The 25,271-nt window shown below is 72.6% G+C and carries 27 protein-coding genes; 12 read left to right on the top strand and 15 right to left on the bottom strand.

Going from position 1 to position 25,271, the window contains the following annotated elements; translation table 11 throughout:
• Positions 1-57 precede the first annotated feature (57 nt).
• The 5 genes from HN031_RS15705 to HN031_RS15685 all read left to right on the top strand — a co-directional run bounded on the left by HN031_RS15705 (position 58) and on the right by HN031_RS15685 (position 5,812).
• Positions 58-495 carry a hypothetical protein gene (locus tag HN031_RS15705; protein WP_172272113.1) on the top strand — a complete coding sequence of 146 codons (438 nt, stop codon included), beginning with the start codon at positions 58-60 and terminating at the stop codon, positions 493-495.
• A 173-nt stretch (positions 496-668) separates the two neighbouring features.
• The gene (locus tag HN031_RS15700) at positions 669-2,069 is read left to right on the top strand and encodes a LuxR C-terminal-related transcriptional regulator (RefSeq protein WP_172272110.1); all 1,401 of its coding nucleotides are present in this window, start codon (positions 669-671) and stop codon (positions 2,067-2,069) included.
• A gap of 88 nt (positions 2,070-2,157) precedes the next feature.
• Positions 2,158-2,595 (top strand): hypothetical protein, encoded by a 438-nt coding sequence (locus HN031_RS15695; protein ID WP_172272107.1) that lies wholly within the window; start codon positions 2,158-2,160, stop codon positions 2,593-2,595.
• A gap of 92 nt (positions 2,596-2,687) precedes the next feature.
• Positions 2,688-4,757 carry a phage holin family protein gene (locus HN031_RS15690; RefSeq protein ID WP_172272105.1) on the top strand — a complete coding sequence of 690 codons (2,070 nt, stop codon included), beginning with the start codon at positions 2,688-2,690 and terminating at the stop codon, positions 4,755-4,757.
• The gene (locus HN031_RS15685; RefSeq protein ID WP_172272103.1) at positions 4,754-5,812 is read left to right on the top strand and encodes an AI-2E family transporter; all 1,059 of its coding nucleotides are present in this window, start codon (positions 4,754-4,756) and stop codon (positions 5,810-5,812) included. Before HN031_RS15690 ends, HN031_RS15685 begins: the two co-directional genes overlap by 4 nt.
• On the opposite strand, the gene HN031_RS15680 is transcribed toward HN031_RS15685, so the two are convergent.
• From HN031_RS15680 to HN031_RS15670, 3 genes are read right to left on the bottom strand one after another with little or no spacing between them, the layout of a single operon-like run.
• The gene (locus HN031_RS15680) at positions 5,757-6,545 is read right to left on the bottom strand and encodes an MBL fold metallo-hydrolase (RefSeq protein ID WP_172272101.1); all 789 of its coding nucleotides are present in this window, start codon (positions 6,543-6,545) and stop codon (positions 5,757-5,759) included. The genes HN031_RS15685 and HN031_RS15680 overlap by 56 nt on opposite strands.
• A complete protein-coding gene (locus HN031_RS15675; protein WP_172272099.1) occupies positions 6,542-7,852 on the bottom strand; it encodes a YhjD/YihY/BrkB family envelope integrity protein in 1,311 nt (436 codons plus the stop codon). Before HN031_RS15675 ends, HN031_RS15680 begins: the two co-directional genes overlap by 4 nt.
• A gap of 15 nt (positions 7,853-7,867) precedes the next feature.
• Positions 7,868-8,374: a hypothetical protein gene (locus HN031_RS15670; protein ID WP_172272097.1), complete on the bottom strand. Its 507-nt coding sequence runs from the start codon at positions 8,372-8,374 to the stop codon at positions 7,868-7,870.
• Between the two features lie 172 nt (positions 8,375-8,546).
• Here HN031_RS15670 and HN031_RS15665 point away from each other — a divergent pair, with 172 nt between their 5' ends.
• Both HN031_RS15665 and HN031_RS15660 read left to right on the top strand, forming a co-directional pair.
• Complete coding sequence (locus HN031_RS15665) at positions 8,547-9,086, top strand: potassium channel family protein (protein WP_216652509.1); 540 nt, start codon at positions 8,547-8,549, stop codon at positions 9,084-9,086.
• 133 nt (positions 9,087-9,219) lie between these two features.
• The gene (locus tag HN031_RS15660) at positions 9,220-9,741 is read left to right on the top strand and encodes a DUF1269 domain-containing protein (RefSeq protein WP_172272095.1); all 522 of its coding nucleotides are present in this window, start codon (positions 9,220-9,222) and stop codon (positions 9,739-9,741) included.
• Between the two features lie 39 nt (positions 9,742-9,780).
• Here the strand turns inward: HN031_RS15660 and HN031_RS15655 are convergent, their stop codons facing one another.
• The 5 genes from HN031_RS15655 to HN031_RS15635 form a co-directional block, all read right to left on the bottom strand.
• Positions 9,781-10,434 carry a hypothetical protein gene (locus HN031_RS15655; protein WP_172272093.1) on the bottom strand — a complete coding sequence of 218 codons (654 nt, stop codon included), beginning with the start codon at positions 10,432-10,434 and terminating at the stop codon, positions 9,781-9,783.
• Positions 10,427-11,251, bottom strand: coding sequence for a DUF4239 domain-containing protein (locus HN031_RS15650; RefSeq protein WP_172272091.1), 825 nt, complete (start codon positions 11,249-11,251; stop codon positions 10,427-10,429). The genes HN031_RS15655 and HN031_RS15650 overlap by 8 nt, the downstream gene beginning before the upstream one ends.
• A gap of 43 nt (positions 11,252-11,294) precedes the next feature.
• On the bottom strand, positions 11,295-12,224 hold the full coding sequence (locus HN031_RS15645) for an HAD family phosphatase (RefSeq protein ID WP_253943488.1): 930 nt from the start codon (positions 12,222-12,224) through the stop codon (positions 11,295-11,297).
• 67 nt (positions 12,225-12,291) lie between these two features.
• Positions 12,292-13,428 (bottom strand): cation:proton antiporter, encoded by a 1,137-nt coding sequence (locus HN031_RS15640; protein WP_172272089.1) that lies wholly within the window; start codon positions 13,426-13,428, stop codon positions 12,292-12,294.
• On the bottom strand, positions 13,371-13,562 hold the full coding sequence (locus HN031_RS15635; protein ID WP_172272086.1) for a hypothetical protein: 192 nt from the start codon (positions 13,560-13,562) through the stop codon (positions 13,371-13,373). The genes HN031_RS15640 and HN031_RS15635 overlap by 58 nt, the downstream gene beginning before the upstream one ends.
• 210 nt (positions 13,563-13,772) lie before the next feature.
• Between HN031_RS15635 and HN031_RS15630 the strand changes: the two genes are divergently transcribed.
• Complete coding sequence (locus HN031_RS15630) at positions 13,773-15,461, top strand: SulP family inorganic anion transporter (protein ID WP_172272083.1); 1,689 nt, start codon at positions 13,773-13,775, stop codon at positions 15,459-15,461.
• 75 nt (positions 15,462-15,536) lie between these two features.
• On the opposite strand, the gene HN031_RS15625 is transcribed toward HN031_RS15630, so the two are convergent.
• Both HN031_RS15625 and HN031_RS15620 read right to left on the bottom strand, forming a co-directional pair.
• Positions 15,537-15,839: an SHOCT domain-containing protein gene (locus HN031_RS15625; protein ID WP_172272080.1), complete on the bottom strand. Its 303-nt coding sequence runs from the start codon at positions 15,837-15,839 to the stop codon at positions 15,537-15,539.
• 12 nt (positions 15,840-15,851) lie between these two features.
• Complete coding sequence (locus tag HN031_RS15620; RefSeq protein ID WP_216652508.1) at positions 15,852-16,328, bottom strand: DUF6325 family protein; 477 nt, start codon at positions 16,326-16,328, stop codon at positions 15,852-15,854.
• Positions 16,329-16,528: 200 nt separating this feature from the next.
• On the opposite strand from HN031_RS15620, the gene HN031_RS15615 reads away from it, so the two are divergent.
• A complete protein-coding gene (locus HN031_RS15615) occupies positions 16,529-16,915 on the top strand; it encodes a phage holin family protein (protein ID WP_172272077.1) in 387 nt (128 codons plus the stop codon).
• Between the two features lie 36 nt (positions 16,916-16,951).
• On the opposite strand, the gene cls is transcribed toward HN031_RS15615, so the two are convergent.
• A complete protein-coding gene (gene cls / locus HN031_RS15610; RefSeq protein ID WP_322919162.1) occupies positions 16,952-18,403 on the bottom strand; it encodes a cardiolipin synthase in 1,452 nt (483 codons plus the stop codon).
• A gap of 105 nt (positions 18,404-18,508) precedes the next feature.
• On the opposite strand from cls, the gene HN031_RS15605 reads away from it, so the two are divergent.
• Positions 18,509-19,018 carry a hypothetical protein gene (locus HN031_RS15605; protein ID WP_172272071.1) on the top strand — a complete coding sequence of 170 codons (510 nt, stop codon included), beginning with the start codon at positions 18,509-18,511 and terminating at the stop codon, positions 19,016-19,018.
• 2 nt (positions 19,019-19,020) lie between these two features.
• A complete protein-coding gene (locus tag HN031_RS15600; protein ID WP_172272068.1) occupies positions 19,021-19,488 on the top strand; it encodes a hypothetical protein in 468 nt (155 codons plus the stop codon).
• 4 nt (positions 19,489-19,492) lie between these two features.
• On the opposite strand, the gene HN031_RS15595 is transcribed toward HN031_RS15600, so the two are convergent.
• From HN031_RS15595 to HN031_RS15580, 4 genes are all read right to left on the bottom strand, one after another.
• The gene (locus tag HN031_RS15595; RefSeq protein WP_172272065.1) at positions 19,493-21,775 is read right to left on the bottom strand and encodes a LuxR C-terminal-related transcriptional regulator; all 2,283 of its coding nucleotides are present in this window, start codon (positions 21,773-21,775) and stop codon (positions 19,493-19,495) included.
• Positions 21,776-21,893: 118 nt separating this feature from the next.
• Positions 21,894-22,115 carry a hypothetical protein gene (locus HN031_RS15590; protein WP_172272062.1) on the bottom strand — a complete coding sequence of 74 codons (222 nt, stop codon included), beginning with the start codon at positions 22,113-22,115 and terminating at the stop codon, positions 21,894-21,896.
• Positions 22,116-22,224: 109 nt separating this feature from the next.
• On the bottom strand, positions 22,225-22,491 hold the full coding sequence (locus tag HN031_RS15585) for an ANTAR domain-containing protein (protein ID WP_172272059.1): 267 nt from the start codon (positions 22,489-22,491) through the stop codon (positions 22,225-22,227).
• Between the two features lie 302 nt (positions 22,492-22,793).
• Positions 22,794-24,098: a hypothetical protein gene (locus HN031_RS15580; protein WP_172272056.1), complete on the bottom strand. Its 1,305-nt coding sequence runs from the start codon at positions 24,096-24,098 to the stop codon at positions 22,794-22,796.
• A gap of 256 nt (positions 24,099-24,354) precedes the next feature.
• Between HN031_RS15580 and HN031_RS15575 the strand changes: the two genes are divergently transcribed.
• Positions 24,355-25,257 (top strand): HAD family phosphatase, encoded by a 903-nt coding sequence (locus HN031_RS15575; protein WP_172272053.1) that lies wholly within the window; start codon positions 24,355-24,357, stop codon positions 25,255-25,257.
• Positions 25,258-25,271: the final 14 nt, after the last annotated feature.

Genomic DNA, 25,271 nt, shown 5'->3' with positions numbered 1-25,271 from the left:
CCGCACCTGTGACGAGTGGCACCGTGCCCTGAACCCTCGTCCGTGAAGGAGAAGCCCATGACGCAGCACGCACCACTGGCCGACGAGGGCCAGCCACCCGCCCGCGACGGGCTGTGGAGCGGGGTGATCGGCTTCGCCTCGATGATGCTCCTGCTGCTCGGCGGGTTCCACGGGCTCGGAGGCATCGTCGCCCTCCTCACCGAGACCCACTACGAGGTGCCGTCCTCGCAGCTCGTCGTCTCGGTGAGCTACGACGTCTGGGGCTGGATCCACCTCGCGCTCGGCGTGGCGCTGTGCTTCCTCGGGGTCGCGCTGATCGCCCGGCAGCCGTGGACGCGCGTCGCCGTGGTGGTCTTCGCCGTCCTCAGCGCCGTCACGAACCTGGCGTTCCTGGCGGCCGCGCCGGCCTGGTACTCCCTGATGATCCTGCTCGACGTCGTCGTCATCTATGCGGTCACCGTGCACTTCGACTCCGGCAGCGACTTCGACTACTAGGCCCGTCGACTCGCCGACGTAGCGCCGCCGCGTGGGCCACCGGGAGACGTCACCCGCTTCGGGTGACTCCACGACACGATCTCACCCGGGTGAATTGAGGCGCGAGGTGACGCGCTCTCACCCCAGGGGGGAGGTGAATAGCCGCGCACCCCACCTCACCCCTAGGGATGGCCATGTCTTCCTCCGCGAACCACGTCACCGATGCTGTTGCAGCCGCTGCGCCCCTGGTCAGGACCCGGACGCCGCTGAGCGTCACGGCAGCGCCCTCAGCCGCTCCTGCGCCCGACCGTTCGTGGGCCGTGGTGGAGATCCTCCGCGACGGGAGCACGGGCCCGTGGATGATCCTCACCGCGTCTGACGACGACGGGACGGGACCGGCCGCGCCACCCGCCCTGGCGGCCACGACCCTGCCGCCCTCGCGGGTCGACCCCGTCCTCGAGGTCCACCTCGGTCGGGTCCAGGCGTCGCAGGGGCACCACCGGGAAGCCGTGCGGTCCTGGACCAAGGCGCTCCGCGCAGCGACCACCGGCTCGCTCCGGCACCGTTGCCTGGCGCAGCTGGCCCTGGTCGACGCCTACATGGGACGGCTCGCACGCTCGGCGGAGCACGACCGCCGGGCCGAGCGGATCATGCCGGGTGTGGGCGGCGACACCCTGCAGCTCGCCCGGGCGGTACGCCACCTGGCGCAGGGCGACCTCCCCGAGGCGCGACGACGGCTCGAGCTGGTGGTGTCGACCGCGGACGTGCAGGACGAGCCGTGGGAAGGCACGCTCCGACTGCTGCTGGGCGCCGAGCTCCTGATCGCCACCGGCCGCCCCGATGCAGCCTCGCGGTTGCTGGCGGAGGCGCTCGCGGTCGACGGGACTCCCACGCCGGGCTGGAGCAGCGGTGTCCTGCGTGCCAGGCGAGCGGACGCCTTCGCAGCGGAGGGCGAGCTGCTCCGGGCGCTCGCGCTCGTCACTCCCCTGCCCGCGCAGGCGGCAGCAGAGGCCGGGGTGGTGGCCGCCGACACGCGCGCCGCCATCGGTGACATGCGTGGCGCGCAGGCCGTCCTCACCGCCGTGGTGGACGAGCTCGACCTCGCCCCCGCCTTGGTGCAGGTGCGCGCCTGGGTGCTGGAGGCCCGGTTGGAGCAGCACCGCGGCAACACGGTCCGGAGCCGGGTGCTGGTCGACCGGGCGCTGCAGGCGGCCGCCGGCGAGGACATGCCGACCCCGCTCCGCCGCGACTGGCAGTGGCTGCGCGCGACGCTCGACCGCGACCTGCCCCTGCGGCACGCGCACCGGGAGATCCTCGCCGGCCTGGACCGCCTGGTCCGGGACTCCGACGTCCGGCCCCGGCTCGTCGACGTCTCCCGGGCCCCGCAGCCGGAGGTCCTCGGTGGCGCCCTGACCGAGCGCGAGTCCCAGGTGCTCGAGCTGCTGGCGGAGATGTACTCGACGGAGGAGATCGCCGCCGCCCTCTTCGTGTCGGGCAACACCGTCAAGACGCACCTCAAGGGCATCTTCGCCAAGCTGTGCGTCAACCGGCGCGTGGACGCCGTGCGCCGCGGACGGCAGCTGGGTCTCTGCTAGGCGACGCCGTCACCCTCCGTGGGGGAGGCGACCGCCGGGCGGCGCTCACATGCTGGTGCCGATACCACCGCAGCAGAAAGGCCCCGACATGACTGCACACGCTTCGGTCGACCGCTCCGGCAGCGCCCCCGGCGACACGGGCGGGGGATGGTACGGCTGGGTCGTCTTCGCCGGCGTCATGATGATGATGCTCGGGGCGTTCCACGCCATGGCCGGCCTGGTCGCGCTCTTCAAGGACGACTACTTCCTCGTCACCGAGCGCGGGCTGGTGGTGACCACCGACTACACGACCTGGGGCTGGGTCCACCTGCTCCTGGGTGTCCTGCTCGCGGTCGCCGGCGGGGCACTGCTCACCGGCGCCACCTGGGCCCGCGTCGTGGCCGTCGTCGTCGCGATGACGAGCGCCGTCGTGAACCTGGCCTTCCTCGCCGCCTACCCCCTCTGGTCGGCGATCATGATCGCCGTCGACGTCTTGATCATCTACGCGGTCACCGCCAGGCGCGGCTCCTACGCCGAGTGGCGCTGACGCGTGGACGGGCGCAGCAACCACGCCACCCGCGGCGCCGGAGGTCGAGGTGCTGAGGTGACCCCTCGCGCGAGCCGGCGCAAGTGACACCCGTGAGCGGCGTCACCGATCCGCCGGCACGTGCCGACGCGACCGCCCCTCGGACGCCGCGTCCCCGGCCGGTGCGGCTGGCGGACGGTGCCCGGCTCGTCGCAGCGTGGATCCTCTCGTTCGTCGCCCTGCTGATGACAGCGTGGCTCCTCCCGGGGTTCACCCACACCTCGTGGCTGCCGCTGCTGGTCGCCGCCGCCGTGACCGGGTTGCTCGGCCTCGTGGTGCGTCCGGTCCTCGTCGAGCTCGCGGCCAGGGTCGGCTGGATCGCCGTCGCGTTGTGCACCGTCTTCGGCCAGGCGGTCGTGATGCAGCTGGCCCTGGGCCTCGTCCCGGGCGTGTCCTTCGCGTCGTGGTGGACCGCCGTCGCCGCGGCGTGGATCGCCTCTGCGTTCGGGACCGTCCTGGTGTGGCTCACCAGCGCCGGGACCGACGAGTCCTTCGCGGCGAGTCTCATGCGGATCAAGCCGGGCCACGTCACGGACCCCGAGGTCGACGGCGTCCTCTTCGTCCAGCTCGACGGCGTCTCCTTCCCGGTGATGCAGTGGGTGCTCGAGTCCGGCACGATGCCGACGTTGCGCCGCTGGGTCGACAGCGGGTCCCACGCGCTGCACGAGTGGACGGTCCAGCTCCCGTGCACGACACCCGCGAGCCAGCAGGCGCTGCTGATGGGCAGCGCGGCCGGCGTCCCCGCCTTCCGCTGGTACGACCGCGAGCTCGGCAGGGTCCTCGTGGCCAACCGTCCCGAGGACGCGGCGGTGATCGAGTCGCGCGCGAGCACCGGCCAGGGGCTGCTCGTCGACGACGGGGTGTCCGTCTCCAACCTGTTCACCGGTGACGCGCCCAAGGCCTCCATGACGATGAGCCGGCTCGAGGTGACGCGCGGGGCGCGCCGCACCAGGCAGGTGTTCGCACGCTTCCTGGTGCGGCCCGACGGCCTGGCGCGCAGCCTGTCGCGTGCTGCGGCCGAGGTGGGACGCGAACGCTTCCAGATGGCGCGTCAGCGACGCCTGCTGGTGCACCCGCGCGTGCACCGCTCCTGGACGTTCGCCGCGCTGAGGGCGTTCAGCAACGGCCTGCTGCGGGACCTCAACACCGCGATCGTCAGCGAGGAGATGATGCGCGGCGCGCGCAGCATCTACGTCGACTACGTCGACTACGACGAGATCGCCCACCACGCCGGCGGCACGCGGATCGAGTCACTCGCCGCGCTCGGCGGGCTCGACCAGGTCTTCGCGGTCCTGCACAAGGTCGCCGAGCGAGCGCCGCGGCGCTACCACGTGGTGGTGCTCAGCGACCACGGCCAGTCCCAGGGGGAGCCTTTCGCGGCCCGCCACGGCATCGAGCTCAGTGCGCTCTGCCGCGCGCTCACCATGTCGGCCACCTCGGGCGTGGAGGGCAGCATCGAGGGCTGGGGCCGGGTCGACTCGGTCCTGCAGGACCTCACCGCGGCGCCCTCGACCGGGATCTCGGGGGCCGCGTCACGCCGCGTCCGGGGCAGGACGCAGCCGGACGCTGCCTCCAGCGACACCGAGCTGGTGGTGCTGGGGAGCGGCAACCTGGGGCTCGTCTACGCGCCGGGTCCCGCGCGGCTGACGCTCGACGACCTCGATCGCCAGTGGCCGGCGCTGGTGCCCGGGCTGGTCGCGCACGAGGGCATCGGCTTCGTGAGCGCGATGTCGCTGGCCGGCCCCGTCGCCATCGGGCGCTCGGGTCGCCACTACCTCGACACGGGTGAGGTGGTCGGCACGGACCCGTTGCACGGCTTCGGCTCGCACGCCGCGGCGATGGTGCGCGCGGCCACCTCGATGCCCGAGGCGCCCGACCTGTACGTCAACAGTGCCGTCGACCCGCGCACGCGCGAGATCGCTGCCTTCGAGCCGCTCGTCGGCGCACACGGCGGGCTCGGCGGGTGGCAGGACCGCGCGTTCGTGCTGGCACCGGCCGACCTGCTCATCCCCATGGAGCCGATCGTCGGAGGCGACGCCTTGCACCGGCACCTGGTGGGCGTGCTGGAGGCGCTCCACCACCGGACGAGCCTCCCCGCCGGCCACCAGAGGAGCAGCTCATGACAGCGACGCGCAGTGGCCGCATGCTGGTGAGCGCCGCCGCGCTGGTGGTCGTCCTCGCGGGGCTCAAGGCCGCCGCCGGGATAGTGGGACCCACGGCACTGGCGCTCGCCCTGACCGTGCTCCTCCACCCCGTGCGCTCGCGCCTCGGGCGGCGGATGCCGACGTGGGCCGCGTCCGTCGTCGTGCTGCTCGGGGCATACCTGCTGATCGCCGCACTCACTCTTGCCCTGGTGGTCTCGGCCGCGCAGCTCGCGTCCCTCGTGCCGACCTATGCGAGCGAGCTCGACGACCTGTCCGGCAGCGTCCACAGCACGGTCACGTCCATGGGCTTCGACGAGCCGCAGGCCAAGGCCGCCGCGGGAGCGCTCGACGTGGGCCGTCTGGTGGAGGCCCTCACGGCCCTGATGGGGGGCATCGTCTCCCTGCTCTCGTCGTTCGCCCTCGTCCTGACGCTCATGCTCTTCATGGCCTTCGACGGTGCGAGCACCGAGCGGCTCGCCGCCGGTGCACGTCGGCACCGGCCCGACCTGGTCGCCGCGCTCGAGTCGTTCGCGCAGGGCACCCGCACCTACCTCGGGGTGTCCGCGATCTTCGGGCTCATCGTCGCCGTCGTCGACACGGTCATGCTGTGGGGCCTGGGCGTCCCGGGCGCGCTCGTCTGGGGCGCACTGGCGTTCGTCACCAACTTCATCCCCAACATCGGCTTCGTGATCGGCCTCGTGCCACCCGCCCTCGTGGCACTGCTCGAGGGCGGTCCCGACCTCATGGTCGTGGTCGTGGTGCTCTACTGCGTCGTGAACCTCGTCATCCAGTCGGTCATCCAGCCCCGCTACGTCGGGTCCGCCGTGGGCCTGTCGACCACCCTGACGTTCCTCTCGCTCGTGTTCTGGGCGTGGGTGCTCGGCCCGATCGGAGCACTCCTCGCCGTGCCGATGAGCCTGCTCGTCAAGGCGCTGCTCATCGAGGCGGACCCCGACGGGACGTGGCGGGAACCACTGGTCAGCGGTCAGCCCGGCGACCTCGTCGAGGAACCACCACCGAGCCACCGAGGCTGAGCACGGCGACCTCGCAGTCGGGCGCCTCCCTGGTGACGGCCGCCGCGAAGTCCGGTCCTCCGGCTCCCATCCACCCACGGGGCAGCTCTCGCGCGCCCGGGACGTGGAGGGTCCCCCAGTGCACCGGGACGGCGAGCGACGCGCCGACCCGACGGCACGCCACGGCAGCCTCGTGCGGTCCCAGGTGTCCGGGTGAGAGGCGCGGCCCCCAGCCGCCCACGGGCACGACCGCCGCGTCGACGGCCGCCCCCGCCAGGTGGGGGACGGTCTCCATGCCGGCGTAGAGCTCGGTGTCCCCGGCGATCCACACCACTCCGGACGGCCCCCTCACGAGATGGCCGTTCGCCGCGTTCGGCCGGTGCGGCATGGGTCGCGAGTGGTGCACGGCCGGTACGAGGCGCACCCGGACGTCGCAGTCGTCGTCCACCCGCACCCACTCGTCCTGCAACCCGTGTCCGCGCAGGCCCTTGCCCGTCACCCACCGGGCGTTGTCGACGGCCGTCAGCACCGGGACGTCCCCGAGCAGCCGCAGGGAGGAGACCTCGGCGTGGTCGTGGTGGAGATGGGACAGGAGGACGGCGCGCGCACCCGCCCAGGCCGCCCGGTCGGGCTGCTCGCCGCGTCGCCGGAGCGGGCCGTTGTGCCGTCGCAGGAGCGGGTCCGACACCAGGCGCACACCGTCGATGTCCACGACGACGGTCGCGTGGCCCAACCACGTGATGACGATGCTCATGCGTTGACCCGCCTCTGCGACGACCCCGCCGAGGAGCGCGCGACCGGGCGGACGACCAGCTCGAGCACGGTCGTGACGACGGCGATGACCAGGGCCCCCAGGACGGCGTTGCCGAGGCCGTCGACGGAGAAGCGCTCGGTGAGCCCGGCGGTCGTGGCGAGCAGCACGCCGTTGACCACCAGCGCGAAGAGACCCAGCGTCACCACCGTGAGGGGCAGGGCGACCAGGTCGAGGAGCGGTCCGAGCACGGCGTTGACGAGCCCGAACAGGACGGACAGGGCCAGGTAGGTCACGACACCGCCGTCGACGTGCAGACCTGGCACCACGGCCGTGGCGACCCAGACGGCCGCCGTGAGGATGAGCCAGTTGAGCAGGACGCGGACGAGCAGGAGGACGTCGTCCGCCGTGAGCCCGCGATCCTCCTGCTCGACGACGCGGCTCTGGTCGGCGGAAGGGTCGTGCAACCCGAAGCGCGTCTTCAGCGCCACCACGCGAGCACCACGGGCCGCATCGAACTCGGCGCCGATCGCCGTGCTGCCCACCAGGATCCCGGCGCCGACGAGCATCCAGCCGATGAGGGCGATCGTGATGCCGAACAGGCCGAAGTCCTCGGTGTAGCGCTCCACCGTGACCGGCATGTAGACCGTGGTCGCGAGGGAGAACGCCGTCGTGCCCACAGCGGCGCCACCGCCGGCGACCAGCAGCCGGCGCCAGTGCACGCGCCGGTCCATCAGGAGGTACGGGATCGAGGTCCAGAGGACCAGGCCGGTGGCGAGCTGCACCGGGACGGTCCACCACCAGTGAGCGCTGAGACCCTCCCCCAGCTCCCGCAGGCCGTAGGTCAGGCAGACCTCCACGAGCAGCGCTCCCAGGCCGAGCACCGCGAAGACCGTGCTGCGCACCCCCTGCCGCTGCTGGTCCCACCCGGCGCGGTACATCGCCTGCATCCGGCGCGCGAAGGACACTCCCGAGAACAACAGCAGCAGGGCGCTGAACACGCTCACGCCGCTGGAGGCACCGGGCGGTGTCGAGAACAGCTGCTCGACGGCGTCCGCGGACCCACCCGTCAGGGCGAACTTGTCGACCAAGGAGTCGGCGACGACGTCCTCCTCGCCGACCGGTGCCAGGCTCGCCACCAGGATCAGGAGCGGGATGAGGGCAGTGAACGCCTGGGAGGACAACACGATGCACCGGTCGATCCCGGCCATCCTGAGGAACCGGAGGACCGACCTGCCCAGGAAGGACTCGGCGGCTCTGCGGCCGAGGGCCTGGAGGTCGCCGGAGGAGCCCGGGCGGATGAGGTCCATCAGGCCGTCGCCACGTCAGTGCAGGGCGATCTTGAGGACGATCATGGCGACGCCCAGCAGCCCGGCCGCCACCGTGGCCACCACCAGCGCCCCTCCGCGGAGGTGACCGGCACGCCCCATGCGCCACCCGACGACCAGCAGGAGCACCGCGTTCAGCCCGAGCGCGAGGTCGACCGCCAGCGCCGTCTCCACGCGGAAGAGTGCCTCGACGACCAGGAAGGCCACCGGGACGGCGCACGCCGCCACGAGCGGCCACCCGTCGCCGACCACCTCCCGCTTCTCCGCCGAGGTCAGCGCGCGGCCGGCGAGCGTGCGGACGCTGATCCAGTGCACGTACGTCTCGGCAGCCCAGTAGACGACCAAGGTGATGAAGAGATTGAGCGCCACCCTCACGAGCCGGAAGTCCTCGGGGACCGTGGCCAGCACGGCCCCGCCGATGATGAGCCCGTAGACGTGGGACGCGTGCCTCCGGGTCTCGCGGTGGGTCGACGTGGCGCCGGTTGCCTGCGGCTGCCCGACCATGCGCCCGCCTCCCTCACCTCGCTCGCCGGTGCAGCCCATGGTCGCGCCGCTCAGCCGCCGTGGGGTCACCCGACTCAGGTGATGCACGGACGAGGTGGACGACGTGGTCTGGGCCTGCGCCGCCACGCATGCCGTCGCGTGTCCCGAGGCAGCAGTGAGGAGGAGCCCCACCGTGACCCACGCCCGTGAGCAGAGCCAGAGCACCGGCACAGGCCGGCCTCCCGTCGCGCGTGGCGTGGCACGGGCACTCGCATCGACCACCGCGGTGTGCGTGCTCTACTTCGTCCTCCCCCTCGACCACCTCGGCCGATTGCCAGTCGGGGTCGGCCTGCTCGCAGCGCTGGGCGCACTGGTGGTGGTCACGGTGTGGCAGGTGCACGCCGTGACCCGCTCCACCCACCCGGGTGTGCGGGCGGTCGAAGCGCTTGCCGTCATCCTGCCGGTGTTCCTCGTCCTGTTCGCCGTCAGCTACTACCTCCTGACGCTGGACGACCCCGACAGCTTCACCGCCGGTGCCCTGACCCGGACGGACGCCCTCTACTTCACCGTCACGGTCTTCGCGACGGTCGGCTTCGGCGACATCGCGGCGGTGACCCAGCAGGCGCGTCGCCTGGTCACCGTGCAGATGGTGCTCGACCTCCTGCTGATCGGCGTGGTCATCCGCGTCTTCGTGGGCGCCGTCGAGCGGGGTCGGAGCCGCGACGGTCGGTGACGGCAGGCGTGCCCCTCGGTGCTCGCCCGCCACGTGTGAGGCACGCCCGGCGCTGCGGGCCTTGGATGGAGTCGACACCGGCCCCGACGGGAGCGAGACGAGCCATGCACGAAGCGCCCCGGAGCACGGCCCCGTGACCGCGCTGACGGTGTGGCACTACGACACGCCCTTCGGGGCCGAGGCGGGTGGTGTGCGGCTCAGGGCCTTGGAGGAGCGCCTCGTCCTCACTGTCCACGACGCCATCACGGTCGCCTGGATGCCGCGGGCCGAGGAGCCGGTGATCAGCCACCTGCACCATCCGTCCGCGTCGAGCGCCGGCAAGGGCTCGGTGCTGGGCGGACTCGTCGGACTCGTCGTGCTCGCTCCGCTGGCCGGGGCCGCTGCGGGCGCCGGCATCGCGGCCGCCATGTCGCGACTCAGCGGCGCCGGCATCGACCGCCGGCTCGTCGAGGAGATGGAAAAGCACCTGACCCCTGGCTCCTCCGCCCTGCTCGTGCTGTCGAGCGACGCCGACCTCGACGAGCTGCGCCCGGTCATCGAGCGCGAGCTCGAGCGCGGGGACGTCGCACTGCTGCACGCGGAGCTCTCCGAGGACGCCCCCGCGGCCGTCCGGGAGGTCGTCGACGACCTCGAGCGTCGCGGACAGGGCCCGTAGCCGCGACCCGGGTGCGGCCGCGCCCACGGACCAGCGCACTCAGACGGCGATGCTCACCGGGAAGGTGGCGATCCACGCCAGGGTGCCGAGGAAGACCGCACAACCGGCGACGGTGAGGACCCACCGCAGGCGCAGGGCCGAGACCCGGGTGCTCATGCCGGCGAAGAAGAGGGCGACCGCGTAGAGCACCACCGTCAGCACGTAGTTGCTGGCGCGCTGGATGTTGCGGCGCACCTCGGCCGCCGACGCCTCGGCCCGCACGTCGAGCTCCTCTGCCTGCTCCTGGGACGCGAGGTGGTACTCGTCCATGGCGAACGGTGTGGGCGGCGCGTCGGGATCGGTGAAGGGGGCGGTCGCCGTCCAGGCGTCGTACGCCGGGCGGAACTCGTCGCGGAACCGGTCCTCGACGAACTCCGCGAGCCGGGCGTCACCGGTGCGATCCGCCTCCACCCAGGCGATGAAGGTGGCCACGTCGATCTGCGTCTGTGACTCGGCCAGGGCGTCGGCGCGCGACGCCTCGATGCGGACGGCGTTCGTGCGGCCTGCTGCGGCTGCCTGCTCGCCGTTCCACCGGGTGGCTTGGTAGCTGCTCCAGGACGTCGCGACCGCGGCGACGACGAGGAGCAGGGTGGCGGTGCCCTCCTGCCACGAGCGAGTGCGGTGCTCGGACGACCCGGACGTGTGCTCAGGCACGGTCGCCACGCTCGTCGCACGGCAGGGAGACCTCGATGCCGACGACGTCGAGCTCGACGTCGATGAGCGCGATGGTCCGCTCCATCGCGGTCGGCTGCAGCCTGCCGATGCCACCGCCGTGCGGATGGTCGAAGAAGGCGACGAGCAGCAGGAGCAGGGTGATGACGACGGCGGTGCTGCCCATGAGCATCGCCTGGGTGAACGGCCCCTCGGAGGAGTCGGCGAAGAAGAGCAGGTAGGTGAACACGACGCCCGTGATGAGGAAGAGCACCCACCACAGCGGCGCGGGGATGATGCCCTCGGCGCCGTGCACCCGAGCGACCCTCGCCTGCTCCCGCTGCGCCGTCTGGTCCATCCAGCGGTCGTAGGCCGACTGCTCCGTCGCGCTCTCCGGCTCGACCTCCGAGATGGTGCGGTAGAGCTCCACGCCCCACGGGTTGATCCGGTCCCCCAGGGTCTGCGACTCGAGTGCCTCCCACTCCGTGCCCGCGACCGAGCGGGCGTAGCAGGCCAGCTCGGCCGTCAGCTCGCCGGAGACCTCGCTCGGGAGGAACTGGGCCGTCTGCACCTGCTGCAGCACCAGGGTGGCCTCGGTCTCGGCGCCCGTGCGTGAGGAGTCGTAGGACTCGAACGCGAGGAAGATGATGAAGCCGAGGAGCACCGAGAACCCGGTCGCCAGCACGCCGAAGACCCCCGAGGCGCGGTCGCCGTCCTGGAACCAGCTGCCCGCCGGCGCACGCCGTCGCACCGTGAGCATCGCCGCCACGCAGACCGAGGTGACGGCGACGACCACCAGGAGCCCGACGAGCACGTTCATGGGCGCCGGCCGGCGTCCGGGCGCACCCCACCCGGCGGGGTCGTCACGTCACGCCGTCCTCGACGAAGACGGTGGCCCAGTCCTCGGCCATGCTGACGATGGACCACCCGAGGCGGTCGCCGATCTCCGTGATGGGCTCCGTCTCGGTGAACGACACCGCGCCGCCCTGGTAGGCGAACTCCCGCTCGGCGTCGTCGTGGTCCACGAGGAGGGCGAGCGTCGGGCCGTCCGCCAGCCGCGCCCACTCCAGCATCTCCCAGTCCCCCGCGGTGTTGCCCGCGGCGAAGATGGGACGACGCCCCAGCTGGGTCTGGATGTTGTTGACCTTCGTGGGGCCCTCGTTGGCCCCGCCGACGAGCCGCGTTGACCGGCGCAGCTGCGGACCCGAGGCCTCGGCGCCGTACTCGTACTCGATGAGGGTCCCGACGACGAGCTCCGGTGGGACGCCGTACAGCTCCTGGCTGACCGCGCGGACGAACTCGGTGCCCCCACCGGTGACGACCGCGACGGTGAACTCGAGCCGACGGAGCTCGGCGACCAGCTCGAGCATCGGCTGGTAGCGGTTGGACCCGTGGAGGCGGTCGAGGGAAGCGTGCCGGGCGGTGCTCATGAACTCCACCACCCGCCGGCTGAACTCGTCCGGTGGCACCCCCTCGAAGAGGCTGGTGAGCGCCACCGCGATGCGTGGGAGACCGAGCTCGTGGATGGCGTGCTCGTCGTGGCTGAGCAACGCGTCGAAGGCCGGTTCGTCGCGCAGGCCGGGGTCGGCCTCGACGGCCCTGCTGAGCGCGTCGACGAAGAAGTCGAGCTGGACGTACGTCGGTCGCTCGCACCACAGCGTGCCGTCGTTGTCCAGGCACGCGACGCGCTGGTGGAGCGGGACGGTCGCGGCCCGGCCGAGGAAGTCGACGACGGCGTCGCGGACGGCGCCCTCGCGCCACGACGGGAGCAGCGGTCGGGCGAAGTTCATCATCGGCGTGTCCTTGCTCCCGGGATCTGGGCGGTCGTCCCGAGCGTCGCCCGGCGGAGGCCCGACCGCCTCACCCTCGATGAGTGATCTGGTGGGTGCGTCGGTAGTGGGCACCGAGGGGGCCCGCCGACTCGCCGTGCAGCACGACGCTCAGGGTGACCGTCCAGGCGATGACGGCGACAGCCTCGCCGGTGACGGCGGACTCGCCCAGCTCCTCGACCGCCAGGAGCGCGAAGACGACGGAGGCCAGGCCCCGCGGACCGAACCAGCCGATGAAGAGCACCGTGGACCGGTCCAGGCCGGCACCGAGCGCGGCGACGGCGACCGGCACCATCCGGACCGCCGTGAGGCTGAGCACGGCATAGCCGACGGCCGCCACGGACAGGTGGTCGAGCGCGACGGGGAGCAGGGCGGCACCGAACAGGAACCACACGGCGAGGCCCGCGAGCTGGCCCAGGAGCTCGGGCAGCACCACGGCCTCCTCCACCTCGTCCGCCTCGTCCCCCTCGTCCGCCTCGTGTGCCTCGTCCCCCTCGGCCGGTCGCCGCGGCAGGACGGCCCCGAACGCCGCACCCGCGACGAAGGCCGCGATGAAGCCGTTGCCGTCGAGGGCGACCGCGAGCGAGAAGCTTCCGAGGGCGGCCCCGAGGGTGGCCAGACGTCTCCCGCCCGGGGCGACCCATCGCCTCGCCGCGCCCAGGCCGACCAGCAGGGCGGCACCCGGGCCGACCACCAGGCCGACACCCAGTCCGACGGCCAGGTCGAGGAGCGCCCTTCCCTCGGCGGACTCGGCGTGCACTCCCGGAGCGAGGTCGGCGGCGACGACCGCCAGGGCGAAGACGACGACCGGCGTGGCGATGCCGTCGTTCAGCCCGCTCTCCACGTTGAGGACCCGACGGACGCGGCCCGGGACGCGCTCGTCGCCGACGACCTGGGCGCTGAGCGCGGCGTCCGTCGGCGCCAGCGCGGCTCCCACGAAGAGTGCCAGCGCCCACGTCGCGTCCGCGAAGATCCAGGCGGCGAGGACGGAGCCGGTGAGGATCGACAGCGGCAACCCGGTGCCGAGCAGACGCACCGGTACGCCGACGTCGCGGCGGAGCCGCGACACGTCGACCCGCGAGGCGTCCGCGAAGAGCAGCATGGCGAGCGTCAGCTCGGCGAGCCGGTGCACCGACGGTGACTCGACGTCGAGACGGATCGGCCCCACGTCGGGTTGGCCAGGGCGAACCCCGCCGCGAGGAACACCAGCGCCCCGGTGACGTCCCAGTCGGCCAGCCGGCTCGAGGTCACGGCCCACACGATGGTCAGGAGGGCCAGGGCGGCAAGCACGGTGTCCGTCACGGTCCGCTCCTGCCGGCGAGGGGCGCACACGCCGGGAGGCGGTGCTGTCACACCTCCCCGCACCGTCCCGCTCCGGACAGGCAGCGACCTCCCCCGTCGCGGATGACCGACGGGTCGCGCCTCCTCCGCGGCGGGGGAGGCTGGTGGTCCCGACGCTGATGACACTGACCACCCGAGGACCACGCCGGCGGCCGGGAGGATCGAGCGGAGATGACGAGTCGAGCGCGCCCGTCCTTCCGACGACGCCTGCTCGAGCTCGCACCGCGGCGCGCCACCGTCAAGCAGGACCTCGTGGCGGGCATCCCGGGCGCCATCAGCAGCGTCCCGGACGGCATGGCGGCCGGGGTGCTGGCCGGCGTCAGTCCCGTCCACGGGCTCTACGCCAGCATCTTCGGGCCCATCGGGGGCGGCCTCACGAGCAGCAGCAGGTTGATGATCATCACCACCACCAGCGCGGCGGCCCTCGCCGCCGGCTCGGCGGTCGCCGGCACACCGCCGGACAGGCGGCCGCATGCGCTGTTCCTGCTGACCCTCATCGCCGGCGGGCTCATGGTGGCGGCCGCGCTGCTCCGGCTGGGTCGCTACACGCGCTTCGTGCCGCACTCGGTGATGATCGGGTTCCTGACCGGGGTCGCGTGCAACATCATGTTCGGCCAGCTGCCCGACCTCGTCGGCTCCGACGTGTCGGGCGACTTCGCCCTCGCGAAGGCCTGGAACCTGCTGCTGGACCCCGGCAGTGCGGACCCGGCGTCGATCGCCGTCGGTGCGGCTGCGATGGCGATCCTCGTCCTGGGCGGGCGGCGGCTCGGCCCCTACGCGTCCTTGCTGGCGCTGGCCCTGCCCACCGTCGTCGTGGTCCTCGCGGGTGCCGACGCGGTGCAGCGGGTGAGCGACGTCGGCGACATCCCCCGGGGGTTGCCCCTGCCCGCGCTCCCCCGGCTCGGCGAGCTCTCCTTCGACCTCCTCACCGGGGCCTTCGCAGTCGCGGCGCTGGTGCTCATCCAGGGCGCTGGGGTCGCCGAGTCCTCCCCCAACCCGGACGGGACGCGCTCCGACGCGAACCGCGACTTCCTGGCGCAGGGCATCGCGAACGTCCTCGCCGGACTGTTCCGCGGGCAGCCGGTGGGCGGCTCGGTGGGGCAGACGGCGCTGAGCGTGGCCGCGGGTGCTGGCGGGCGGTGGGCGAGCATCTTCGCCGGGTTGTGGATGGCGGTCATCCTGGTGGCGTTCTCGGGCGTGGTGGGCGCCGTGGCCATGCCCACCCTCGCGGCCGTCCTCGTGGCGGCCGCCTACGGGTCGCTGCGGACCGGTCAGGTCCGAGCGATCCTGCGCACGTCGCAGATCTCACGCATCGCCGTGTGCGCGACGTTCGTCGCCACCCTCCTGCTGCCCGTCGCCGCGGCGGTCGGGCTGGGCGTGGTGCTGGCCCTGATGATGCAGATCAACCAGGAGGCGCTGGACCTCCGTGTCGTCCGGCTCCGGCCGACCGGCACCGGCACGTTCCACGAGTCGCCCGCCCCCGCCCGGCTCGAGTCGCGGCAGGTCCTGCTGCTCGACATCTACGGCAGCCTCTACTACGCCGGCGCCCGCACCCTGCAGGCCCACCTGCCCGATCCGGAGGGCTCGGACCACCCGGCGGTCGTGCTGCGGCTGCGTGGACGCGCGATGCTCGGCGCCACGTCGTACGTCGTGCTGTCGGACTACGCGGCGAAGGTCGCGGCCGTCGGGGGCCGGCTCTACCTGGCCGGGCTGGACCCGGCAGTCATCACGCAGCTGCGGCGCAACCGGACCGTGGAGCACGCCGGCGACGTGGTCCTTTTCGAGGCGACCGACGTCGTCGGCGAGGCCAGTCTGGGTGCCTACACCGAGGCCGAGGAGTGGCTGGCCGCGCAGCGGTGAGCAGGCGCCGCCGCAGGCCCGGACATGCGGACGGGGGCCGCACCCTCAGGTGCGGCCCCCGGCGCATGCCGGACGTCATTGCGCAAGTATTCGCGCCTTCTGCTGATCGAACTCCAGCTGGTTGAGCACGCCCTGCTGCTGCAGCTGCCCGAGCTCCTTGAGCTGGGCCAGCTTGGTCTCCATGTCCACCGCCGCACTCGGCGCCGGCGGCGGCGCTGCCGCGGCGGGTGGCGGGGCGGCGTACGCCTGCTGGGCCGCGGCCTGCTGCTCCTGCGCTGCCCACCGGCCCTGCTGCCGGCGCTGCACGCGTCCCGACACAGCCGTCGCCGTGCCGGCGATGGCGGCCGTCCTGGCGACCCCGCGAAGTAGTCCTGGCATGGTGATCTCCTCCTAGTGGTCGGACGTGGTGGACGGGTCGTCGGACGTCGCGGCCTCGACCAGGGCGTCGAAGGGGATGCGACCGCTCGCGACGAGCTGTCCTCCGCCCCGCCTGATCGCGGTCGCGAAGGGTGCCGCCCAGGTGTTCTCGTAGACGAGGATGCCGGCCGAGCTCCCGCTCTGCAGCACCTCGCCGGCCTCGACGATGTCGTCGTCGCTCAGCAGGCCCGAGGCGGCACCCTCGAAGACCGCGAGGTCGAGCTCACCGTCCCCGTCGAGGTCGGCGACGGCGATGCCGTGCACGACTCCGTCGAGGTCCTTGGTGACGAACACCAGGTCCAGGATCCGGATGAGGCCCCGGTCGACCAGGTCCACGAGCAGGGGCAGGCCCTCACCCGTCATCTTGCTTCCGGGGAACTCCACGACGATGTAGTCGACCGGTCCCATCTCGATGTCGTCGGTGCTGCTCGGTGCCTGGTCGACACTCATGCTTCCTCCTCGAGGCGATGGGTCCCGCGGACGACGACCACGGGGGCCGCCCGACGAGCCACGGGACGACCTCGTACGGACAGTAGGCAGCGCCGTCGTCCGACCACCTCACCCGGGACAGGTGAGGGAGGCGTGCCGGCCCGTGCCTACCGTGACCCGTGCGCGTCCCCGGTGGGCGGGGGCCCACCCGAGGAGTCGACATGCTCGTCAAGCTGCTGCTCGCCTGGATCGTCGTGGCCGCCGCCATCGCCGCCGCTGCGGCCGTGGTGCCGTCGGTCGAGATCGACGGCGGGGTCCTCTCGCTGCTCTGGGTGGCCCTGCTGTTCGGCCTCGTCAACGCGCTGATCGGGCCGGTCCTGCAGCTCCTCGCGCTGCCGCTGACCATCATCACGCTCGGCCTCTTCGCCCTGGTCGTCAACGGGATCCTCCTGGCCATCACCGCTGGGCTGACCGACTCCCTCGACGTCGGCGGCCTGCTGTCGACCACCCTCGCGGCGATCGTGATCTCCGTCGTGACGGCGGTGCTGCTGTTCGTCCTGGACCGCGTCCTGGGTGGACCGCGAGCGGCGCACCCGGCGCAGGCCTGAGCGCGCGGCGCTACCCGGGCGCCCGGTGGCCAGTGCTCACTGAAGGGCCGCGGTCAGCCGCATCGTGTTGTCGAGGTAGCGCTGCACGGCCGGACGCCGGCTCCACTCCTCGAGGGTGAGCTCGCGCGACAGGGCGCGGTAGTCGTCCTCCACCTTGCGGAACCGCGCCACGACGTCGCTCCCGGTGACCATCATGGACACCTCGTGGTTGAGCGCGAACGACCGCATGTCCATGTTGCTCGAGCCGATCACGGCGACGTCGTCGTCGATGCTGAAGTGCTTGGAGTGCAGCACCGCGGGTGCGGGGTAGAGGTGGATCCGGACGCCGGCCTCGAGGAGTGCCTGGTAGTAGGAGCACTGGGCGTGGTAGACCATGAACTGGTCGCCCTCCTCGCTCACGAAGAGCTCCACCTCGACGCCACGGCGAGCGGCCGTCGTGACCGCGTAGAGCAGCGGCTCGTCCGGCACGAAGTAGGGGCTGGTCAGCGAGACCCGGTGGTGCGCCGAGTAGATCAGGGTCGTGAACAGCCGCAGGTTGTTCTCGGTGCCGTAGCCCGGACCGCTCGGCAGCACCTGCGCCGCCACACCGTCGTCGTGGCGCGCCGGCTCCACGGAGACGAGCTCCTCGTCCAGGCGCTCGCCGGTCTCCGCGTACCAGTCCTTCGCGAACACGGCGCGCAGCGCCCGCACGGTCGGACCGTCGACGCGGGCGACGAGCTCGACCCACTCGCGGCCCGCCTCGTGGTTCTTCGGCTTGTTGTAGCCGGGCTCCACCAGGTTCTGCGAGCCCATGAACGCGGTGCGTCCGTCGACGACGAGGATCTTGCGGTGGTTGCGCAGGTCCGGGCGCTGGAACTGACCCTTGAGCGGGCGGACCGGCAGCATGGGGTGCCACTCGATCGTGGTCCGCGCGAGCCGCTCCTGGAACCCCGCGAAGCCGGGGATGGAGCGCGACCCCATGTGGTCGAACAGCAGCCGCACCCGCACCCCTCGCGCGGTGGCGGCCACGAGCGCCTCGAAGAAGGGGCCCGTCACGTCGTCCCATGCGGCGATGTAGAACTCCACCTCGACGGACACGGTGGCGGACGCGACCTCGGCGGTCATGGCGGCGACGGCGTCGCGGTAGCCCGGGACGAGGTCGATCCGGTTGCCCGCCTGCAGGGGCAGCGAGCCCAGGTTGCGGTTCAGGTGCACCACCGATGCCAGGTAGGGCGGCCCGTCGACGGGCTCGGTCACGAGCCGGTCGACGGCGGTGCGGATGGCGCGGTCCGACTCCTGCTGCCGGGCGAGGCGTCGCCGGCCGAGGTCGGTCCGCCCCAGGAGGAGGAAGACCGCGAAGCCGGCCAGCGGGATGATGAGGATGAGGATGAGCCACGCCATGGCCGCGGACGGCTTCCGGTTGCCGGGGATGACGCCGAGGGCGATGACCTTGATGACGTAGTCGGCGACCACGAGCGCCGCGCCGAGCACGATCAACAGCTCCGACACGGGACCTCCTGGACCGGGGACGGCCATCGTCGGCGAACCGGCTCGAGGGCGTCCTCATCCGTGCCGGGTGAGGCGTGGCGACGCGGGGACGCCCACTGTCGGCCCATGAGGCCTGGCACCCGGCAACCGAGCCCCGTCCTGCGGGGGACCTGGTCGGCTGTCGTGTGGCCGGTCCTGGCCGGCGTCGCGACGGCGCTCGGCGCCGTGGGGGCGTATCGGGCCTCGACCGTGCTGGGACTGCTCGCGACGTTCCTGCTCCTGGGCGCCCTCACGGCGGGCTGCCTGTTCTGCATCGCCCTCGAGCTGGCGCCGACCGCCCGCGAGGCCGCCCGACGCGCGATCACGCTCCCGGTGGCCGTCCTGGCCGGATGGGGACTGGTCAGTGCCTTCGACCTCTACGGCCTGCTGGTCGTGGTCGCGCTGGCCGCCACCTCGCCGCCTGTGACCCGACGCCTCTCCCCCCGGCTGGCCGACCGTGCGGATGCAGTCCGGGGAGGTCGGCCGGCGCCGGACGACGTGACGCCGTACGACCGGCTGGAGCGCGAGCGCGTGAACCGGCGGTTCGAGGAGCTGGTCTCCGGCCTGGACGACCCCGGCGAGGCGCAGGAGCGGTGACCGTGTCCTGGGACGAGCAGCCGGCCACCTACGAGATCCGCCTGCAGGGGAGGCCACCCAGCTGGCTGCGGGACAGGTTCGGCATGATGAGGACCAGCCCCGCGCCGGCCCAGACCGTGCTGTTCCGCCGTGTCGACTCCCCCCGCGACCTCGACGTGCTGCTGTCCCGGCTCACGTCGCTGGGTCTCACCCTCGCCGAGGTGCACGAGCACCAGCCGTCGGGCGTGCCGGCGGACGCCTCCGGCCGGACCAACGGGCCGTGCAGCTACGAGGTGCGCGTCGACGGCCGTCTGGGCGAGTCGTTCCTGACGTTCCTCAGCTGGCGGCACTGCGTCGTCCCGGAGCAGACCTCGGTCCTGGTCGAGGCCCGTCCCGAGGACGTCCTGCAGCTCCTCGCGACCTGCTCGGAGCTGGGGTTGGGCATCGAGCGGGTCCGGCGGGTGAGCAGCACGAGCTCCGCCACCGGGTGAGTCCTCAGATCAGCTGCTTGCGCCTGGCCACCGCCACGGCGTCGGTGCGGGAGTGGGCACCGAGCTTGCGGTAGAGCGCCTGCACGTGGGTCTTGACCGTGTTGGCCGACAGGTGCAGCACCGCAGCGATCTCGGTGAGGCTGAGGGTGCCCTGCAGGAGCCGCAGCACGTCGAGCTCCCTGCCGGTGAGCGGCTCCTCCAGCGGGTCCTGCCGGAGCCGCTCCCGGAAGGCCGCCCGGACGACCGCGACGCGGGCGTGCATCGCGGCCATCCCCTCGGTCCAGCGGTCGGTCCGGGCGGCCAGCTCGTCGAGGAGGTGCTGCGCCTTCCCCAGGTCGTCGAGCTCCACCGCGACGCGCGCCATCACGAGGAGGTGGTGGATCCCCGGCCAGGGGCCGATGGTCGGGAGCCGGCGTCGCAGGGCCCAGCCCTCCTCGAGGATGACCATGGCGTCGGCGAGCTTGCCCGCCGCCGCCTGCGACTGCCCCAGCGCGGTGAAGGCGAGCGACCGCGCCTGCGGCATGGCATAGACCTCACGCTCGTCGGCGATCCGCATCGCCTGGTCCGCCATCTCGGCGGCGACGTCGTGCCGGCCGAGCTCGGCGTTGACGAGGGCGCAGTCCCCCAACGCCGCCAGGCGAACCATCGGCAGGGCCGCATCGCTGTGCACCGCCCTCAGCAGCGGCGGCATGGCCGCCGCCAGGTCGCCCAGCACGTACGCCGCGTGCCCGAGGCTGCGCTGCGCCATGGCGTACTGGATGGTCCGCGCGTCCGTCTCGAGCTCGGCGGCGCGGCTCGCCCCGGACATCATCGGCAGCGGACCGTCGTAGCCGAACATGCCGTGGACCAGTGCGACCGCGGACTCGACCGAGTGCGTCCCGTCGGGCAGGGGTCCGTCGTGGAGCACCGGCGCCAGGTCGTCGAGGTGGCGGGCGAGAACCGCCTGGTCCCCCGTGATGGCGGCCACCCACGCTGCTGCGACCCCCGCGGACGGGTGGCGGGAGATGGCCTCGGTGCCCAGGCCGTCCAGCCACGACCGCAACGTGTGCGCACGGCCGCCGTCTAGGTGGGCGATCACGCTCTTCTGCACGAGATCGGCCGCGCAGCCCGTGTCGCCGGCTGCGAGCAGGTGGGTGACCGCCTCGTCGACGTGGTGGTGAAGGCGGAACCACTCGGCGGCACGCCGGTGCAGCACGGGGACGCGCTCGGGGTGAAGCACCTCGAGGTGGCTGCGGACCACGGCTGCGAACAGGTGGTGGAACCGGAACCACCGACCCTCGTCGTCGAGCGGCACGAGGAAGAGGTTCGCGCGCTCGAGCTCGCGCAGCACCGCCGCCGACCCGGTGGTCTCGACGACGTGGTCGCAGAGCGCCGCGCAGAAGCGGTCGAGGACGGAGATCTCGAGGATCAGGCGGCGCACCGGCTCCGGGTGTCCGCTCAGCACCTCCTCGGAGAAGTAGTCGGCGACCGACCGGTGGCTGCCGTCGAAGCGGTTCACCTGCTCGTCGGCGTCGGGGCGCCCGGCCAGGGCGAGCGCCGCGAGGTAGAGGCCGGCCGGCCATCCCTCGGTCGTGGCGAGGAGCTCCGAGACGCCCTCCGCGCGCAGCGCGACGTTCTCGACCGACAGGAGCGACGCCGCCTCCGGCTCGGTGAAGCGGAGGGCGTCGGCTCGGATCTCCCCCAACAGCCCCGACGCCCGCAGTCGTCCCAGCTTCAGCCCCGGGTCGACGCGAGTCAGGATGACGAGGTGCACGTGGTGCGGCAGGTGCTCGACGAGGAACGACACCTGGTCGTGGCACGCCGGGTTGGTGATGCACTGGAAGTCGTCGAGGAGGATCACGACCTCGTCCGGCGCGGAGGACAGTGCGCCCAGCAGCCTGGGCAGGGCGCCCGCGACGAGCTCGCCACCGGGTGCGGCCAAGGACGTCGCCAGCTCGGCCGACACCGCGCACCCGGCACGATCGAGCGCGACCGCCACGTGGGTCCACAGGCGTGCGGGGTCGTTGTCACCGTCGTCCAGGGCGACCCACGCGGTGGCGCGGGAACCCTTGCTGTCCGCCAGCCACTGGGCGGCCACGGTGGTCTTCCCGTAGCCGGCCGGTGCCGAGACGAGGACGATCGGGCGGCGGGCCGCCTCGTCGAAGACGTCCACGAGGCGCTGCCGCGCGACCCAGGCCGCGCGCTGGGGCGGTGGATGCAGCTTCGTCTCCAGGACGAGCTGGAGCGGCGGGGCGACGCTCGGCTCTCCCAGGCCGGACGCCACCTCGCTCGAGCTCGGGTCAGACATGGCGCATGCTCGCCCCCCGTCGGTCGACCGACACGTCACCGTATCCCCCGGTCACCCTGAGGGGCGAGCGCTTTGCCGGCGCGCCGTCCCGGGCAGCGAGCAAGACAGGCACCCGCGCTCACTCGAGGTCGTCGTACACCTGCTCCCGCCTCACGTCGACCAGGACCAGCCCCTCGCGCCGCAGGGCCTCGAGGATGCCGTGCAGCTCCGCCTCGTCGGCGAGCTCGGCGCGCATCGTCGTCCCGACCGGGTCGACGGAGACGCTGATCCGCGCGAAGTCGTCGACCAGGTCCGGCGGCACCTCACCGAGCACCCGGATCTCGTATGCGGACCTCGACATGTGAGTCTCGATTCTCGGCGCCCAGTGGATCACGACAGGGTCTCGCGACCGAGGCGTCGACGCGTCACCCCCAGCGGGTGACGCCGATCCTCCCGGTGACTCGGCCGCCTCACTCCGCGGTCGGCAGCTCGCGTGTCTCGGCGATGTGCCGGGCGATGTCGACCAGCTTGCGGTTCGAGTGGGACGACACGCGCCTGAGGTAGTCGATGGCCTGTGCGGCGCTCATGCCCAGCCGCTCCATCAGGATCCCCTGCGCCTGGCCGATGACCGTGCGGGCCTGCATGCCCCTCTGCAGGTGCTCGATCTCCATCGCGGCGATGGCCAACGGGGTCGCATCGGACTCAGCCGCCTGGTCCGGCCTCTGGGCATCGATCATCGACTCGTTCCTCCGTGCTGCCTGCGGATCGGGCTTGCCCAAACCCTATACACAGGTGCACAGCTTTTCTATACGCGACCCGGCGAACCCGCGGTCGGTGCCCCGCGGCCAGCAGCCCGGCCGCGGGGCGGTCCCCACACAACCCCGGTCGGCGCGATGGCCGGCCGCGTCCCGCTCAGCGGCTTCCCCGGTGCAGCTGGTCGTGGCTGGACGGTACGCCCGTCACGGGGTGCACACTCCACCCCTGGGGCGGGGTGGACTCTGTCCAAGGTCGGACAGGCGTGACTCGCGTACGTCGATGGCTAGGTGGCCTCGACGGGGATGGCGTCTCCCCGGTGACGCGTGTCGACAGCGGTGGCCTCCTCGCCGGCGCCGACCAGCACCTGGAGGGCGACCAGGCCCGCGACCACGGTCGCGAGCGACCACCAGAAGCGCTCCATGGAGACCTGGTTGCCCCAGAGCAGGACCACCCCGCCGGCCAGGACGACGAGCACCCGCAGCCAGGCCCGGTTGCCAGCCACCCAACGTCCTGTTGCGCCGACGGAGTCACCTCCGAGGCGTGCCCCGGTCCCCTCGAGCGCCGACGCGAGCCGGGTGCGGACGGCCGTGCCGTACGCGTTGGGCCCGGCGAAGCACCCCGCGACGACCAGCGTCAGCCCGAGGGCCAGCACCACGTCCTGGCCCCGCTCGAGGTAGGCGAGCAGCGTGTCGTAGAAGACCCGGCTCGCCGGGCCGAACACGGTGCCCGAGAGCTGGTTGACGAACAGCTGGCGCCCGATCGCGAGGGCCAGCGCGACCAGCACGGCGTTCGCCACGAGGGCCGCCCCGATCAGCACGCCCATCCGGGGCCGTCGCCGGGCGAGGACGAAGGCGAGGACGTAGAGGGCCGCGACCACAGGGAGCATCCAGATCGCGATCGGGTTGCTGAAGGCGTAGATGGTGCGCAGCTGCGCCAGACCCTCGGACTGCAGCAGGACGACCTGCCGGTCGGTCGCGGGGACGGGCAGGTTCTCGACCAGCGTGAGCCCGCGGTCGACGAGTCGCCCCTTGACCGCGGTGATGACCGCGTCGACGTCCAGGACGAGCTGGTCGCCCTGGACCGTGACGGCTCCGGAACCCTCCCCCGTCAGCACGCGTTGCAGCGCCTGCTGCGCCCTGATGTTGACCTGCACCCAGAGGTCGGCGAACTGGTCCGAGGCGATGAAGGCGCGCACCTCACGGTCGATCAGGCCGTTGATCGCCGCGGCCAGGGGCCCCACCAGCTGCTCCAGGCGGGGCCGGTCGGTGATCACGCCGGCGAAGACCTCGTCGAGGACGGCCTCGATGTCGACCTGGTTCTCGATGGCGTCGGTGACCTTGGTGGCGATGACGTCCTGCACCTCGGGCGACGCCACGAGCGGGTCCACCGTGGAGACGTAGCGGTCGGTGTCGTTCAGGGTCCGCTGCCCCCAGTAGGCCACCGCGGCGGGCGTGGTCAGGAGGGCGGCGAGCAGGAGGCAGACGAACGCGGCGACCGAGCGTCCACGGGACGGGCCGGCCGGGGTCTCGGGTGGGGGTTCGGTCCGGGTCGGGACGGTGGGCGCGTTCGGTGTCGAGAGCTGCGACATGGCTTCTCCGTCGGAGGTGACGTGGCGGTGTCCGGGACCCGCGTCGGATCGCCGTGGGTCGAGCCGCCGTCGGCCGACCGTAGGTCGGTGCTCGTGCCGGTCACCTCACCCCGGGCGGGTGAGCGCCGGACGGCGACCGTCCTCACCCGTCGCGCAGGATGCCCGGGAGGCCCACGTCCGCGAGCGTCGGCGATCGGGCCGCGACGTCGTACGCGCGCCCGGTCGGCGACCGGCAACCCTGACGAGAGGAAGCCCGATGACTGACCCCCTGTCGACTTGGCGGGACGTTCCCACCACGGACGTCGTCCGCCGCTACGTCGAGGACGCCTGCGCGGACGGCTCCACCGGGTGGGTGCCGCCGGACGAGCGGGTCGCGGTGTTTCGCAACGACGGCACCATGTGGAACGAGAAGCCGATGCCGATCCAGCTCGACTTCATCCTGCGCCGGCCGGTGGAGACGGCCGTCGAGGACCCGATCCTGCGCGAGAAGCAGCCGTGGAAGGCCGCGCACGAACGCGACCCCGGCTGGCTGGCGCAGGTCATGGCCGACCACTACGCGGGTGACGACACGAACCCGCCCGCCCTGGCGGGCGGCATCCTGACCGCCTTCGCCGACATCCGGGCGGAGGACTTCAAGGCGAGGTCCGAGGCAGTCCTGGGCGACGTACGCCACCCGACCCTGGGACGCGGCTACCTCGAGTGCGCGTACGTCCCGATGGTCGAGCTCCTGGACCACCTCCGCGCCAACGGCTCCGCGACCGACATCGTCTCCGGCGGCGGGCGGGACTTCATGCGGCCCATCAGCGAGCGCGTACACGGCATCCCGCGCGACCGCGTGATCGGGAGCACCGTCGCCCTCACGTACGCGCCCGACGACGCCGGCGGTGAGATCGTGCGCCAGGTCACCATGGACTACCTCGACGATGGCCCCGAGAAGCCGGTGCAGATCTGGAACCGCACCGGGCGCCGGCCGGCGCTGGCTGCCGGCAACTCGAACGGCGACGTGGAGATGCTCGACTTCACCCACCACCCCGACCGGCCGACGCTGCGACTCATCGTGCTGCACGACGACCCCGAGCGCGAGTTCGACTACGTCTCCGGCGCCGAGCGGGGCTGGACGGTCGTGAGCATGAAGGACGACTGGCACCGGGCGTTCTGAGGTCTGCCGAGGTC

This window comes from Nocardioides sp. zg-1308 (genome assembly GCF_013155375.1).
Taxonomy (GTDB): Bacteria; Actinomycetota; Actinomycetes; order Propionibacteriales; family Nocardioidaceae; genus Nocardioides; species Nocardioides renjunii.
Note: the sequence above shows the minus strand (reverse complement) of the source record. Positions and strands in the feature narration are given on the sequence as shown.

Bases quoted from the DNA above. Each gene is read 5' to 3' on its own strand.
- HN031_RS15605 (WP_172272071.1), top strand. From the start codon at position 18,509: ATGAGGCCTGGCACCCGGCAACCGAGCCCCGTCCTGCGGGGGACCTGG.
- HN031_RS15620 (WP_216652508.1), bottom strand. From the start codon at position 16,328: ATGAGTGTCGACCAGGCACCGAGCAGCACCGACGACATCGAGATGGGA.
- HN031_RS15590 (WP_172272062.1), bottom strand. From the start codon at position 22,115: ATGTCGAGGTCCGCATACGAGATCCGGGTGCTCGGTGAGGTGCCGCCG.
- HN031_RS15645 (WP_253943488.1), bottom strand. From the start codon at position 12,224: ATGATGAACTTCGCCCGACCGCTGCTCCCGTCGTGGCGCGAGGGCGCC.
- HN031_RS15575 (WP_172272053.1), top strand. From the start codon at position 24,355: ATGACTGACCCCCTGTCGACTTGGCGGGACGTTCCCACCACGGACGTC.
- HN031_RS15585 (WP_172272059.1), bottom strand. From the start codon at position 22,491: ATGATCGATGCCCAGAGGCCGGACCAGGCGGCTGAGTCCGATGCGACC.
- HN031_RS15680 (WP_172272101.1), bottom strand. From the start codon at position 6,545: ATGAGCATCGTCATCACGTGGTTGGGCCACGCGACCGTCGTCGTGGAC.
- HN031_RS15650 (WP_172272091.1), bottom strand. From the start codon at position 11,251: ATGAACGTGCTCGTCGGGCTCCTGGTGGTCGTCGCCGTCACCTCGGTC.
- HN031_RS15695 (WP_172272107.1), top strand. From the start codon at position 2,158: ATGACTGCACACGCTTCGGTCGACCGCTCCGGCAGCGCCCCCGGCGAC.
- HN031_RS15615 (WP_172272077.1), top strand. From the start codon at position 16,529: ATGCTCGTCAAGCTGCTGCTCGCCTGGATCGTCGTGGCCGCCGCCATC.
- HN031_RS15630 (WP_172272083.1), top strand. From the start codon at position 13,773: ATGACGAGTCGAGCGCGCCCGTCCTTCCGACGACGCCTGCTCGAGCTC.
- HN031_RS15685 (WP_172272103.1), top strand. From the start codon at position 4,754: ATGACAGCGACGCGCAGTGGCCGCATGCTGGTGAGCGCCGCCGCGCTG.
- HN031_RS15705 (WP_172272113.1), top strand. From the start codon at position 58: ATGACGCAGCACGCACCACTGGCCGACGAGGGCCAGCCACCCGCCCGC.
- HN031_RS15580 (WP_172272056.1), bottom strand. From the start codon at position 24,098: ATGTCGCAGCTCTCGACACCGAACGCGCCCACCGTCCCGACCCGGACC.
- HN031_RS15670 (WP_172272097.1), bottom strand. From the start codon at position 8,374: ATGGTCGGGCAGCCGCAGGCAACCGGCGCCACGTCGACCCACCGCGAG.
- HN031_RS15700 (WP_172272110.1), top strand. From the start codon at position 669: ATGTCTTCCTCCGCGAACCACGTCACCGATGCTGTTGCAGCCGCTGCG.
- HN031_RS15675 (WP_172272099.1), bottom strand. From the start codon at position 7,852: ATGGACCTCATCCGCCCGGGCTCCTCCGGCGACCTCCAGGCCCTCGGC.
- HN031_RS15625 (WP_172272080.1), bottom strand. From the start codon at position 15,839: ATGCCAGGACTACTTCGCGGGGTCGCCAGGACGGCCGCCATCGCCGGC.
- HN031_RS15595 (WP_172272065.1), bottom strand. From the start codon at position 21,775: ATGTCTGACCCGAGCTCGAGCGAGGTGGCGTCCGGCCTGGGAGAGCCG.